Here is a 13816-nt window from a genome sequence, read left to right on the forward strand (position 1 = left end):
CTTCCGGTACGTCTGACGAGACCCCGGCGGACGGCTCCATCACCTTGACGGTGTCCATGCCTCTGGGCCAGTGGACCGACAACTTTGACACTCTGATCGAGTCTTATATGGCGGACCACCCGGAGATCGCAGCCATTGACGCAACGTTCCCCAGCTCCGACAAGTATCAGGACCTTTTGAAATCCGCTTTGAGCGCAGGCGAGTTGCCTGACATCATCATCTCCGTCTCCTATGGTCTGCGCAACCAGGATTGGTTCCAGTATTGCGTTGACCTGAGCACCGATTGCCCCGCTTATGATCTTCTGACCGACGACCAGAAAGCTCTGGGCACCGCTGATCAGGGCATGATCATCATGCCGATCTACGTAGAAGGCACTGGCATTCTGTACAACATGCGCCTTCTGGAAGAGGCTGGCTGGGATCACACCCCGCAAACCCGTGACGAGCTGGCTCAACTGTGCGCAGATCTGACTGCTGCGGGCATCAAGCCCTTCATGCATCAGTGGTCTGAGACCTACCTGAACCTGTTCAACTGGGTAGGCACCACTTGGCTGGGCAACAAGGACAACCAGATGGAGTTCCTTGAGAAAATGCTGGCTGGCGAAGACATGGATCTTGCGAACGACAAAGAGTGGAACGACTTCATGGACACTTATGAGATCCTGATCGAGTATGCGCAGGAAGGCGCTATCGCTACCGATAAGTGGACCTGCCGCAACGCGTTCTTCCTGGAAGAGTGCGCAATGCTCGTGGGCGAGGGCTCCTGGGAGACCCCGAACATCGAGAGCACCAACCCCGCTCTGCTGGACTATGTGAAACAGGACGTTCTGCCCTGCTCCAACGAGGCCGGCACCAACAAGCTGCAGACTCAGGCCATCACCGCCAGCGTCACCGACAGCGGCGATCCTGCCCGCATCAAGGCTGCGAAGGACTTTTTGTCCTACATTGTGTCCTCTGAGGACGCTCGCATCTGGCACCAGGAGAAGATGGGCTCCCCGACAGCCATCACCTCTCTGGAAGTTTCCGAGAACCTGCCCGCAATCGCTCAGGACGTTATGAACCTGATGGCCGAGGGCAAGAATGCTGAGTCTCTGTACACCTACATGCCTTCTGTTCTGCAGACTGACCTTGAGAAAATCTGGGCCGAGTTCGTGGGCCAGCAGATCACCCGCGACGAGTTCACCGAACAGTATCAGCAGATCTTTAAGGACTATGCCGACGGCAAGTACAACTGATTGACTGATTTACGTTAAAAAAGGCGGCAGTGCGTCCGCGCTGCCGCCTTTCACTATGCTTTGGGAGGATGTATCCATGAACGTTTATCTGTATTACGACGCAAGCCACGTTCGCGATTACAACGAAGCGGGCGTCGACGTCATCGAATTGCTGCCTGGTACGCACGACGAAGTGCGCGCGTTCAAATATTTCATGAAAGCGGGCAGCGTGCTGACACCGGAACTGTATGCAGACCGTGCAGTTCTGTACCTGTTTGACGGAACCAAAGGCGCGGGCATTCTGAAAGACGGCGAGGCCGTTCGCAAACTGGACACCGTGTGCTTCTATGCGCCGGACTATGACCGTATGCCCTACACCATTCAGGCTGTGAATGACATGGAGTTCATCATGGTCACAGCCAACATGGACTCTCACGACTGGGAGCGCGCAGAGGACACCCGTCTGCACCTGCCCTTCTTCCGCACAGAGGCGCAGTGCGACCGTTATGACCAAAACTGCAAGACCCCGGGCACCATTTCCCGCACCGTATTGTTCGGCGAGTTTGACCGTCTGAGCCGCCTGACCATGGGCATCTGCGAAGGCGGAAACTGCGGCGGCACCGTGGAGAAAGGCCATCCGGAAGTTCATCAGTGGAACTATGCGCTGCATGACGCAGACTATCAGATGACCGTAGGCAGCGGCAAAGAAGCTCGTACTTACGACCGCAAAGCGGGCGACTGGGACTTCATTCCTGCCGGACCGGACCACACTCTGTACGCGGGCAGCGGCAAAAAAGTGCACTACGTATGGGTGGAATTCAACACCACCAAACGGGGCAAATAAGAAGGAGGAGCAAGACCATGAGTTATCCCTATGTGTGCAGCGCCGATGTGGCTAAGAACTACGACGCAAAGGGCGTGTCCATTATGGAGATGCCCCTTGACCGGGACTTCGCTGACATCCAGCGCTGGGGCATTCATTTTTATCGCTACAACCTGAAAGCCGGCAGCACCGTGCGTCCCGAGCTGAAGGCAGACAGCATTGTTCTTTTGATGTTCAACGGCAAACGTGCCTATGTGTCCTGCGGAGACGAAGTGTTCCACGTGGACGAGCCCTCGTTCTTCATCCCGGACTACGACAAACAGAGCTACACCGTAGGCGCCGTGGAAGACGCAGAGTTCATCATGGGCGTGTTCAAAATGAACGATTGGGACGAGGATCTGTATTCTCGTTGGCACAAACACCTGCCCTTCTTCCGCAAATACACCGACTGCGTGCAGTATGACCAGTCCTGCAAGAAACCCGGCACTCGGTCCTGGACCGTACTGCAGGGCATGCAGCTTGGCCATGTGACCGTGGGCGTGGTACACGCCATCGGCGCCGGCACCGACGAGAAGGGCCATCCCGAAGTTCATCAGTGGAACTACTGCCTGGGCGATTCCGACTTTGATCTGGACGTGGAAGGCGAGTGCGCTCCCCAGAAACCGGGCGACTTCTCCTTTGTCTATGCAGGCAAAGACCACAAACTGCTTGCCAAAGAAGGCAAAGAAGTGTTCTATGTGTGGGTAGAATATTATGTGGACGAAGACCTCACCGAGTACGATTATTCCAGCACTCACAACGAGACTGTGAAAGAGGCCTATTATCGTCTGCATCCGGAAAAAGCGTAAGCTGGAGTATTTTTCAAGGGGCCGCAACCGCCTGTGGGCGGAGCGGCCCCTTGTCTTTGTGATTTTGGAGAGGAGGCACAGTGTATGTCCCAAAGGGGCAACATCGATATGACCAGCGGCGGTATTTGCGGCCGCATTCTGCGCTTTTCCGCACCGCTGGCCGCCGGCAACCTGTTTCAGCAGGTCTATTCTCTCACGGACGCGGCCATCGTGGGCAGGTGCGTGGGCGTGGACGCGCTGGCCGCCATCGGCTGTACCAGTTGGCTGCAATGGCTGGTGTTCGCCGTGTGCCGGGACGGTGCCAATGCTTTGTGCATCGCCGCGTCCCAGCGGGTAGGCGCCCGTGACGCAGACGGCCTGCGCCGCATCACCGCCCACGGCACGGTGCTGGGGGGCGTGCTGGCGCTGTGCATCCTGGCGCCCATTTTATTGTTTTTGAATCCCATCTTGCAGTTTTTCAACGTCCCGGACAACATTTACGCCGACGCCAAAATCTATTTGACGGTGCTGGCCGTCAGCGTGCCGCTCATCGTCATCTACGACGCGGCGGCCGCGCTGCTGCAAGCCGCCGGCGACAGCCGGTGTACGTTTTACGCCATGCTGTGCTCCACGGTCACCAACATCAGCCTGGACCTTTTGTTTGTGGCGGTGTTCCGCTGGGGCGTGCTGGGCGCGGCGCTGGCCACGGCCCTGGCCCAATTGGTGAGCGCGCTCATCGCGCTTGTCACGCTATTGCGGCGGGACGCCTTCACCATGGAGCGCCGTTTCTGGCGTCCGGACCGTGAAATTCTGCGGGAATTGGTGCGTTTGTGGCTGCCCATGTTCTGGAACTCGGTCATCATCGCCGCCGGCGGCATGGTGGTCCAAAAACAAATCAATACCCGCGGCGCGGCGTTTTCGGGCGGCATTTCCGCCGGGGTCAAGCTGTTCAATCTCATCGAGGCGGTCATTATGGGCATCCAGTCCGGCACGTGCATTTTCATCGGCCAAAACCTGGGCGCACGGCAAATTCGCCGGGCGCGCACGGGCCTTGTGCGCATCACCGGCGTGGCGGAGATTTTGTCCGCGGTGATGATTTTGTGCGTGTGGCTGTGGGGCGACCGGCTTTTGAGCGTGTTGATGTGGTCTCAGGACCCGGCCACTGCTCAGCAGGCGCTGAAAACCGCTTGGGATTCCATTCGCGTTTTGTCTCTGGGCGTTTTGATCATGACGCCCATGTATCTGCACCGGGGCGCTGTGCAGACCTTGGGGTATACCATCTACTCCATGATCGCCGGCTGCTTGCAGATGGTGGTCCGCATTCTGACCATCCGGTTTGCACCGCCGGTGCTGGGGGATTTGGGCTATTATCTGCCCGACGTGGCAGCTTGGGCCGTGTCTCTGGTGGTGGTGTTCGCCGCCTATCAGTACCATATCCGCAAACTTTCCGCTAAGGAAAAGCAGCCTGCCTGAGCGCTGTGTGCCGCCCGGCAGGGCGCGGTGGATTGCAAAGAGAAATCAAAAAAAGGGAGGCGTTTGCCTCCCTTTTTTCTATGCGAAATAGCGTTATTTTTTCACCGGTGTGATGCTCGAAATGAAATCTTCCATCGCCTGCCCCCAGCGTTCGGTATCGTATAGAGACTGGAAGACGTAAGTGCGTTCCGCGTCCACAAAAATCATGAAGCACTCAAAGTCGAGTCCATACAGATTTTCCACGCCGTAGTTGATCCGTATATACGGGCACTCGCCGAAGGAGCCGGAGTCCGTGGAAATCCACGACACATTGTCGCCGAAAGCGGTACCTTCCAGCACTTCCCTCCACTCTTCCTGAGACTTGGTGCAATAGTACTCCACGGCGCCGGTTTTTTCCAGCAGCTTCACCTGAAAGGAACAGCCGTCCTCAGACGTATAGTTTTGTGTGTCATTGGTTGAGGACGAATCGAGCTCAAAGCCCTCGGGCACTTCGAATTGAAGCGTGTAACGCGCAAATTCGGGCGTGCGGACAAGAAAAAAGCCGCAAGCCGACAGACTCAGTGCCAATAACCCCGTACACAGTACAGCAAGGATGCGTTTCATCACAAGCCTCCTTCTCAAGACTCCTGTTGCCCCTGGCGCCAAGTGCGATACGCAAGAGGCGTCATAGATACCGCCTTTTTGAATTGTTTTGTAAAATATCCCTCGTCCTGGAAGCCCACTTCCGTGGCAATTTGCTGGATTTGCAGATCTGAGCTGACCAGCAGCTCCTTGGCGTGCTTGATGCGCACGTCCGTCAAATAGGTGACCATGCCCACACCGAACGTCTCTTTGAACTTGCGGCTCAGATAGTCCTTGTTGATGTGGAACAGTTGGGAATACGCCCGCTGGTCAAAGGGGCGCTGGTAGTTCAGTTCCAGATAGTCGGCCACTTCGTACATGCGGTCGCTGTTCTGGCGGGCGGCGCGAATCTCCCGGCACACCTGAACCAGCGCGCGGCAGAAGTACGCGCCCAGCCGGCCACGCACGTCGGGTCCGGGCGCAAGGTCGGGTCCGCCGGGCAGATCGGTGTGGGAAAACGACGGATAGCGGTCGTAAAAATAGCCGATCCAGTGGCGGTACAGCCGGTCAAAGTACATCCACAGTTCCTTGACGAGACCGGGCGTCAGGTTCTGTCCTTCCAAAGCAAGGTCCAGCCACCGCTCCACAGCCGGGTCAATGGCGGACGTGTCCCCGATGAGCAGGGCCGACAGCACCTGGTTTTCGGTCTGGATGTCCATGTGCAGATGCCCGGCGACGCGGCCGGATTCAAAGCGGGCCAGCCCTTCGGAGCCGGGTGCTCCGTTGGCAAACGCTTGGCGCGCCTGTTCAAAGGCGTCGCTCACACGGGCCGGAAAGGAGAGGTATTCGCTGCAACCCCAGAACATGCCCCGGCCCGGCGCAATGCTCTCCAGTTCCCGCACCGCCATGCGCTGGGCGTCGGCAAACTGGCCGTACAAAAGCATCACCAGTTGGTTGCGGTGCAAAATCGCGCCGCAGTTGCGCTGTTCCAGCCAGTCGGTCATCCGCGCGACCGCCTCCTGGATGCGCAGCGCCAAATGGCCGTCCCGGCTGGGCCAGAAAAACAAATCGCACACCAGCACCATGCACTGGGTGGCCTGGGCAATGGCCGGGTCCGCCCGGCGCAGCTCCGCGCACGCAGGCTGTGCGTTGCCGCCCCGCACCAGTTCGTCCAACAGCGTCTGGCGCTGGCGGCGGGCCAGTTCCCGCAGCTTTTCGCCGCTCTGATGGGCCTGCAAGGTGCGCTGCTCGCCGTCCCGCACCGCGGTCACCGCCTTGCGCAGCGCAGCCGTCAGCTTTTCCGGCTCCAAAGGCTTGAGCAGATAGTCGATGCATCCGTACACGAACATGCCGCGCACAGAGTCAAAATCGCTGTGCCCGGAGATGGAAATGATTTTGGTCTTGGGGGATTGACGGGCCAAAAACGCCGCCAGATCCATGCCCCGTTCCTCTCCGATCATCACGTCCAGAATGGCCACTTCGGGTTTGTGCTCCAAAATCAACTGGCGGGCCAAAGTCAGATTGTCCGCCACCAGCACTTGGTCAATGCCCAGCTCTTGCCAGGGCGCAAGCAGGCGCACCGCCTCGATCACGTGCTCTTCATCGTCTACAATCAGCGCTTTCATGGATTCGCCTCCTTGGCAGGTGGGTTGGGTGTCTGAAAGGGCAGTTCCAGCTCCACGGTGGTCCCGCCCATGGAATTGGCACAAAGGTCCAGGCTGCACCCGGTCCCAAAGTTTAAAAACAAACGCAGCAGCACGTTTTCCATCCCGATGGACGCCGTGCCGTTCTCATCCCGGCTGAACAATTCCGGCAGCGAAACGCCGGGCCCTTCCGGCCGTGCAGCGTCCTGCGCAAACACCTGGCGCAGCCGCTGGCTGCGGGCGCGCATCTGCCGCACCCGGGCAAGGTCCACCGAGCGGCCGTTGTCCGCCACGCTCAAATGCAGCATTCCGTTGGAAATGCGGGCCGTGATGTGCAAAATGCTGCCGGGCTTTTTCAATACGTTGCCGTGCAAAATGGAGTTTTCCACCAAAGGCTGCAGCGTCATCCGGGGCACGCCGCACTCCTCGGCCTCCGGCTCAATGGAAAACTGTACTTCTCCTTTGTTTTTAAAGCGCATCTGCTGCAAGGCAATGTACCGCTCCACGTATTGGGCCTCTTCGCGCAGGCTCACCACCGCCGGCTCCAAAATCATGGCGTAGTGCAGCATCTGCCCAAAAGAGGACAAAAGCCGGTACTGGTCCAAATCCTGCCGCTTGAGGGCGTTGGTGGCAAAGCATTGCAGCGTGTTGTAAATAAAGTGCGGGTTGATTTGGGCCTGCAGCATTTTCAAAGTGCTGCGGGTGTAGGCAAGTTCCAGTTCGTACTTTTGCAAAATGTAGTCCTGGATGGTGGACAGCATGGACTCAAACGAGTCCATCAGCATGCCCAGCTCGTCGTTTTCAGGGTAGTCCACGCACTGGGACAAAGGCTGAACTTCGCGCCAGCGCTGGTCCTTGACGCTGGCGTGCATGTAGTCGGTCAGTTTGCGCAGCGGCCGCGTGTAGCGCAGCACCTGCATGGTGTTGATGACCACCACCACGCCCAGTCCGCACAAAAACAAAGCCAAAAGCACAAAGAGCTGAATGAAGTTGGTGCTGTAAATTTTGCTCAAAGGCACGGTCTTGACGATTTTCCAGTTAAGATAATCCGACTCCATGCGCCGCTGTAAAATGAGCTGCCCGTCGGTGACCCGGTGTTCTTCGTCGCCCATTTCAATGGCGCCGGGACACACGTTGGACAGATTCCCAAACAATACCGTCGGGTCCGAAGCAGCCAGAATGTTTCCCTCGTCGTCCACGATGTACATGTGCTCGTCTTCTTCGTACACCATCTGACAGTTCTGGTTCAGAAAGTCGATGGGGAAGTCGATGGCCACCAGCGCAATGACCCGGTCGCCCTGGGGCAGGTTGTACACCGGGAACCAGATGGTGAACACCAGTTCCTCCTCGGGGGGCTTGATGGGCGCGTCAAAGCGGATGACGTGTCCGTAGTTGCCCATGGTGTGGGTGGGCTGGATGTAAATGCTGTCCCAGGACGAAAAGGACGGCAGGTCCTCGTGGCTGAGCGTCAGCTCAGCGGCCGAAGTCTGCATGTACTTTGCAAGATACAGAAAGGAGGTGTTGCGCACCATCGAGGCCAAAAACACCTGTTCCGAGCCGCTGGCCGCGTAGTGCACGGTCTGAAGATAGCGGTAGATTTGGTCGGTCTCGTCCACAGAGAGGCTCTGCCCGTCGCTCTGGGACAAAAGGGACACCACCTCGTGGTCGGCGTAGATGCTGCGGGCGGAGGAGATGCAGTTGTCGATGTAGTAGTCGATGTTCTGCACCGACACCGCCACGGCGCTGTCGGTCTGCTGCACAAACTTTTCGATGGAGCTACTGCGCATGGAAAAGAAAAAGTACACGCAGAACAGCGTCAGCGACAATACCACCGACACCACCAGCACGGAAATCAGCTTCCGGCCGATGCCCCGGTAGGGACGTTCGCGGCGTACCTTTTTCATGGCGCTCCCTCCTTTTTGTCTTTTATTATAGTATGTTTGTTCCAATCTGGCAACGGTGAGCGCGTTGACACACCAGCGCAAACGTGATAGGGTTATTTTGAAAAGAAAATCGCGAAAAGGAGAGGATTTTTCATGCAGGACCCCTTTGTGCAGGTGCGCGCCGAAGCCCGGGAGCTGGTCGCGCAGATGACGCTGGAAGAGAAGGCCGGGCTGTGCTCGGGAAAGGACTTCTGGACCACCCGCGGAGTGGAGCGGCTGGGCCTTGCGCCCATTATGGTCACAGACGGTCCCCATGGCCTTCGCAAACAGGCGGGCGCCGCAGACCACATGGGCCTGAACGAATCGGTTCCCTCCACTTGTTTTCCGCCGGCGTGTGCCACGGCGTGCAGTTTTGATGCGTCCCTGGCCGAAGAGCTGGGCCGCGCCATGGGCGAGGAGTGCCGCCAGGAACAGGTGGCCGTGCTTTTGGGCCCGGCGGCCAACATCAAGCGCAGTCCGTTGTGCGGGCGCAACTTTGAATATTTTTCCGAGGACCCGCTGGTCTCCGGGCGCACCGCCGCAGGCATGATTCAAGGCGTGCAGAGCCAGGGCGTGGGCACCAGCCTCAAGCATTATCTGGCCAACAACCAGGAAAAAGCCCGCCTTACCTCCAATTCGGTCATCGACGAGCGCGCTCTGCGCGAGATTTATCTGGCCGGGTTCGAACTGGCGGTCAAAAAGGCCCAGCCCTGGACCATCATGTGCTCGTACAATCAAATCAACGGGGAGTACGCCTCAGACAACCGCCGGCTGATGACCGACGTGCCCCGTGGCGAGTGGGATTATCAGGGGGTCATCCTCACGGATTGGGGCGCCATGAACGACCGGGTGCGCGCCATTCAGGCGGGCCTGGATTTGGAGATGCCCGGCCCCTGTGAAGAAAATCAGAAACTAATTTTGCAGGCCGTGGCCGACGGCCGCCTTCGCGAGGAAGATTTAGACATCTGCGCCCGGCGCATGGCCGCGCTGCTGCTGGCCAGTGCCCGGCGCCAGCCCATGCAGTATGACGCAAACGCTCACAACGAGCTGGCCCGCCGGGCCGCCCGGGAGAGCGCGGTGCTCTTGAAAAAGGGCGCGTCGCTGCCCTTGGCAAAGACCGCGCGCCTTGCGGTGGTGGGCGAGTTTGCACGCACGCCCCGGTACCAGGGCGCGGGCTCCAGCAAGATACGGCCCCACAAGGTCACCAGTCTGTGCCAGGCGCTGGATGGGCGCGGCACCGATTATACCTTCTGCGCGGGCTACGACCCCGAACAGGACGCCGCCGACCCGGCCCTCATCGAAGAGGCCGTGAACGCCGCCCAAAAGGCGGACGTGGTTGTGGCCTGCGTGGGCCTGCCCGACCGGTACGAGAGCGAGGGCTTTGACCGCACCAGCCTGGCCATGCCCGCGGGCCAGAACGCGCTGGTGGATGCTCTGGCCGCCACCGGAAAACCCGTGGTCGTGGTGCTGAGCTGCGGCGGCGCACTGGAGCTGCCCTGGCGCGAGCGCGTGGACAGCATCCTTCTGTTGTACCTCACAGGCCAGAACGGCGGCGAGGCCGCCGCGGACCTTTTGTTCGCAGACGCAACCCCCTGCGGCAAATTGGCCGAGACCTGGCCTTTGTCGCTGGCCGATTGCCCCTGCGGGGAAAACTTCGGCCACGGCGGCAACGTGGAGTACCGGGAGAGCATTTACGTGGGCTATCGGTATTATGACAAAGCGGGGTTGGACGTGGCGTATCCCTTTGGCCACGGCGAATCCTACACAGAGTTTTCCTATTCGGATATGCGCGCCGAACCCTTGCCCGACGGCACCGTGAAAGTGCAGTGTACCGTGGAAAACGTGGGCAGTTTCGCCGGTGCCGAGGTGGTGCAATTGTACGTGAGCGCGCAAGAGACCGCGGCCTTCCGGCCGGCGCAGGAGCTGCGGGACTACGCGAAAAAATGCCTTGCCCCGGGCGAGCGCTGGCAGGTGCAGTTCCATCTGCCGCGCCGGGCGTTTGCGTTCTACGACGCTGCAAAGGCCGACTGGTTTGTGGAACAGGGCACTTACGAGATTCGGCTGGGTTCGTCCAGCCGGGACATCCGGCTCACCTGCCCTGTGACCGTGCCCGGCGAGCCGGCCCGGCCCGACCAGGATAAGCGCGCCGCGGCCCCGGATTATTACGGCGCCCTCAAGGGCCTTGCGCACGTGGACCGGGCCCAGTTCGAGGCGGTTTTGGGCCATCCGGTGCCCGCCTGGCCGCCCGTGCGGCCCTTCACCCGCAATTCCACGCTGAGCCAGATTTGTTGCTGCGCTCTGGGCCGCAAGGTCTATGCCGAAGTGCGCCAAAACCTTTCCAAAATGACCGGCGACACAGGCGATTTGGCCGTGCTTTTGAACGCCATGATGGAGGATATGCCCCTGCGCCAGTGCGCCATGATGGGCAGCCACTTCCCCCAGGGCCTGGATGCCCTTCTGGACGAGTTGAACGCCCAGCCCACCGAAGAGTAAAAGAAAAGCGCCTTCCCTCGGGGAAGGCGCTTTTTTCAATTCTCCATCATGATGTCCAAAATTTCCCGGTCTGTGGCTTCCATGCCGTCTTTCGCCATGCGGCAGAAGCTGTCGATGGTCTCCTCGTAGCAGTCCTTCACAAGACCCTCGCCGGGGCGGAACACATGGCCGCGCTTGGCCATTTCGTAGCCCATCAGGCCGGCCTCCACCGAGCTGGCGATTTTCGCCGCACAGGAGGACTTGGCTCCGTCGCACACAATGCCGCCCACGTTGGCCTGGGTGTTGGTGATGATCATGCCCAGCATGTCCGCCTCGGCCCCCTGCAAAAAGGCGATGCCGCACACAGCGGCGGTGGCCGCGCTGACCGCACCGCAGAACGCCGACAGCCGGCCCACTTTGTACTTTTGCATCACGGCCACCAGGTTGGACACCACCAGCGCCCGGCACAGCTCTTCGTGGCTGCTGCCCAGCGCCCGGGCGTACTCCATCACCGGCACCGATACGGTGATGCCCTGATTGCCGCTGCCGGAGTTGATGACCACAGGCATTTCGCAGCCGTTCATCCGGGCGTCGGAGCCGGCGGCGGCCGCGGCCCGGGCGCGCACGTTCACGCCGTCGCCGTACACTTCCAGCAAGGTGGGGCCCACGGCCTCGCCCCAGCGGTGGGTCAGTCCCTCCCGGGCAATGGCGCCGTTGTATTCGATTTGCCGGTCAAGAATCGGCAAAAGGGGCGCAAGTTCGCAGGTGCGGGCGTACTCCACAATTTTTTCCAGTCCCAGACAGTGCCGGTCGGTGCCGCCCTCGGCCACGTCCTCGGCCCGGTGCGGCACGTCGTAGATGGTTTGCCCGTTGCGCTCGGCGTGCACGATGTGGTTGTGCTCGTGCAAAATCTCCACCAGCGCCGTGTCCTCGCCTGCGCTGCACACAAGGCGGATGTGGAGCTTGGCCGGCGTGTCCAAAAGGCGCACTTTGCAAATGTTTTTGGCCAAAAGCTCCTTGGTGCGTTCCACGTGCTGCTCGGTCACGCCCGCCAGCACTTCCAGTTCCCGGTCGGCGTCGCCGCCCACCGCGCCCAGGATGGCGGCAGCCTCCATGCCACGCAAATCTTGCGTCATGGGCACCACCACGGCCCGGGCGTTCTTGATCAGATTGCCGCTGCATGCCACCTCGATGGCCTCGGGTTCGGCGCCCAAAATCTGCCGGGCCCGGGCGGCGGCAAAAGCGATGGCAATGGGTTCGGTGCAGCCCAGCGCCACCAAAAGTTCTTCGTGCAGGATGGCCTCATACCGGCGCGCATCCTCGCAGGTCAGTTTCATAGCTGTGCCCTCCTCAAAAATAAGAAAAACGGACGGCCCCTGTGAAGAAAGGAACCGCCCGCTGTAAGGGTGGTGGGATCTCAGGGACTCGAACCCTGGACCATCCGGTTATGAGCCGGAAGCTCTAACCAACTGCGCTAAGATCCCACGGCAAACCCTATTATACGATAAAACCGGCGGAAAGGGAAGAAGAAAAAACGCGAAAAGGCAAAAAACATTACTTGCCGTTGTTTGGCAGCAACGTTTTGCGCCGAATCAGGAACAAAGTCAGCGTGGTAAAACTGGCCAAGATGTCTGCAATGGGTTCGGCAATGTAAATGCCCATCACGGTGCCCATGATCCGCGGCAGGATGATGGCCAGAGGGATCAGCAAAATGATTTTGCGCAAAAGAGCCAGGAACAAGGTGGTCTTTGCCTGGCCCAGAGACATAAAGGTCACCTGGCAGGCCATCTGCGCGCCGAAGGCCCAAATCCCCGCAAAGAACACGGGCATGGTCTTTTTGACAAGCTCGATCAGCGCCGGCTCGCTTGTGAACATGCGGGCGGGCACGCCCGGCAGCAGAACAAGGAACAGGCAGCACGCCACGGTGAAAATCAGGCAGATTTTCAAAAGCAGGCGGAACGTTTGGCGCACCCGGTCGTAGTTTTTGGCGCCGTAGTTGTAGCTCATAATGGGCTGAGCGCCCTGCGTGATGCCGTTCACGGGCATGACCAGCATCTGCATGATGCTCTGCATAATGGTCATGCTGCCCACGTACAAATCGCCGCCGAACGTCTGCAACCCGGTGTTCAAAACAATGTTCACAAGGCTCTCGGTGCTCTGCATGATGAAGGGCGCAATGCCCAGCGAGGCAATGCGTCCGATGATGCGGCCGTTTGGACGCATGTTGGAAATTTTGACGCGGATCACACTGCGCTTTGAGCACAAAAAGCTCAGCACCCACAAGGCGCTGACTGCCTGGCTCAGCACGGTGGCCAGCGCCGCGCCGCGCACGCCCATGCCCAGTACAAAGATGAAAATCGGGTCCAGTACGATGTTCAAAACAGCGCCGATCAAAACGCTGAGCATGGCGGTGGTGGCGTTGCCCTGGGCGCTGATAAAGGCGTTGAGCCCCAGCGCCAGTTGCACGAACACCGTGCCCAAAAGGTAGATGGAGATGTAGTCCAGCGCGTATCCGATGATGTTGTCCGACGCGCCGAAAGCGTACAGAATGGGCTCTTTAAAAGCGCCGAATACGCCTGTCAGCACCGCCGCGATGACCAAGAGCATGGTCAGCGAGTTGCCCAGAATGCGCTCGGCTCCGGCCCGGTCGCCGGCGCCCAGTTGGATGGAGGCCAAAGGCGCAGCGCCCATGCCTGCAAAGGCCGCAAACGCAGATACCAAAAGCAAAATCGGAAAGGTCACGCCCACTCCGGTCAGAGCCATGGCGCCGATCTCAGGGATGTTGCCGATGTAAATGCGGTCCACAATGTTGTACAGCATGTTGATGATCTGGGCCGCCACGCTGGGCAGGGCCAGTTTGGCCAAAAGCTTGCCCACGGGC

10 protein-coding genes and 1 tRNA gene are annotated in these 13816 nt (G+C 59.5%); 5 read left to right on the forward strand and 6 right to left on the reverse strand.

The window, feature by feature from the left end:
• The 4 genes from AB5H98_RS09710 to AB5H98_RS09725 all read left to right on the forward strand — a co-directional run.
• Positions 1-1235, forward strand: a 1235-nt coding sequence (locus tag AB5H98_RS09710) for an ABC transporter substrate-binding protein (protein ID WP_367925714.1), incomplete at its 5' end; no start/stop codon positions are given.
• A 76-nt stretch (positions 1236-1311) separates the two neighbouring features.
• Positions 1312-2058: a hypothetical protein gene (locus AB5H98_RS09715; protein ID WP_367925715.1), complete on the forward strand. Its 747-nt coding sequence runs from the start codon at positions 1312-1314 to the stop codon at positions 2056-2058.
• 17 nt (positions 2059-2075) lie between these two features.
• Positions 2076-2885 carry a hypothetical protein gene (locus AB5H98_RS09720; RefSeq protein WP_367925716.1) on the forward strand — a complete coding sequence of 270 codons (810 nt, stop codon included), beginning with the start codon at positions 2076-2078 and terminating at the stop codon, positions 2883-2885.
• Between the two features lie 84 nt (positions 2886-2969).
• A complete protein-coding gene (locus AB5H98_RS09725; protein ID WP_367925717.1) occupies positions 2970-4337 on the forward strand; it encodes an MATE family efflux transporter in 1368 nt (455 codons plus the stop codon).
• Positions 4338-4430: 93 nt separating this feature from the next.
• Here the strand turns inward: AB5H98_RS09725 and AB5H98_RS09730 are convergent, their stop codons facing one another.
• From AB5H98_RS09730 to AB5H98_RS09740, 3 genes are read right to left on the reverse strand one after another with little or no spacing between them, the layout of a single operon-like run.
• Positions 4431-4940 carry a hypothetical protein gene (locus AB5H98_RS09730; RefSeq protein WP_367925718.1) on the reverse strand — a complete coding sequence of 170 codons (510 nt, stop codon included), beginning with the start codon at positions 4938-4940 and terminating at the stop codon, positions 4431-4433.
• A 14-nt stretch (positions 4941-4954) separates the two neighbouring features.
• The gene (locus tag AB5H98_RS09735) at positions 4955-6523 is read right to left on the reverse strand and encodes a helix-turn-helix domain-containing protein (protein WP_367925719.1); all 1569 of its coding nucleotides are present in this window, start codon (positions 6521-6523) and stop codon (positions 4955-4957) included.
• Positions 6520-8445 carry a sensor histidine kinase gene (locus tag AB5H98_RS09740; protein WP_367925720.1) on the reverse strand — a complete coding sequence of 642 codons (1926 nt, stop codon included), beginning with the start codon at positions 8443-8445 and terminating at the stop codon, positions 6520-6522. Before AB5H98_RS09740 ends, AB5H98_RS09735 begins: the two co-directional genes overlap by 4 nt.
• Before the next feature lie 132 nt (positions 8446-8577).
• Between AB5H98_RS09740 and AB5H98_RS09745 the strand changes: the two genes are divergently transcribed.
• Complete coding sequence (locus AB5H98_RS09745; RefSeq protein ID WP_367925721.1) at positions 8578-10956, forward strand: glycoside hydrolase family 3 C-terminal domain-containing protein; 2379 nt, start codon at positions 8578-8580, stop codon at positions 10954-10956.
• Between the two features lie 35 nt (positions 10957-10991).
• Here AB5H98_RS09745 and AB5H98_RS09750 read toward each other — a convergent pair whose 3' ends face one another.
• The 3 genes from AB5H98_RS09750 to AB5H98_RS09760 all read right to left on the reverse strand — a co-directional run.
• Positions 10992-12272: a serine dehydratase subunit alpha family protein gene (locus AB5H98_RS09750; protein WP_367925722.1), complete on the reverse strand. Its 1281-nt coding sequence runs from the start codon at positions 12270-12272 to the stop codon at positions 10992-10994.
• 70 nt (positions 12273-12342) lie between these two features.
• Positions 12343-12419: transfer RNA gene (locus AB5H98_RS09755), tRNA-Ile, on the reverse strand.
• Positions 12420-12489: 70 nt separating this feature from the next.
• The coding region (locus AB5H98_RS09760) for an MATE family efflux transporter (protein WP_367925723.1) at positions 12490-13816 on the reverse strand (1327 nt) is incomplete at its 5' end.

Origin of the sequence: uncultured Ruthenibacterium sp. (assembly GCF_963558415.1) — a bacterium.
In the GTDB taxonomy this organism is placed as follows: domain Bacteria; phylum Bacillota; class Clostridia; order Oscillospirales; family Ruminococcaceae; genus Ruthenibacterium.